Annotated in this window: 1 protein-coding gene; it reads right to left on the bottom strand. The window is 75.3% G+C overall.

From position 1 onward, the window contains the following. Positions 1-292 (bottom strand): hypothetical protein (locus ACYQ2W_RS26810; protein ID WP_459874200.1); only part of this gene is annotated, 292 nt, incomplete at both ends.

Below are 292 nucleotides of genomic sequence, written 5' to 3'. Positions count from 1 at the left end.
AGACGGCGCGCCCGAGGAGACGGTCGCCGTCGAAGCCGTAGGCGGCGAGCTGGCCGTCGCGGTAGCTCCACAGGCGGCTGCGCACCGGGTCCACCGCCAGCGCGCCGGGGGCGCCGCTTTCGGCGATGGCCAGTTGGGGGTCGCCGTTGGCGGCGTCGAGCTTGAGGGTGTCGCCGGGGCGGGCGAGCCACAAGGCGGGAAGGTGATCGGGGTCGATGGCGGCGAGGCTGGAGGCGGCAGCCAGCAGGCCGGAGACGACGAGAACGAGACGGCGTCCCCAGCGACGCCCAGC

The sequence above is a fragment of the Endothiovibrio diazotrophicus genome, assembly GCF_054657215.1.
The sequence above is the reverse complement of the archived record's forward strand: the minus strand, read 5'-3'. Positions and strand labels throughout refer to the sequence as shown.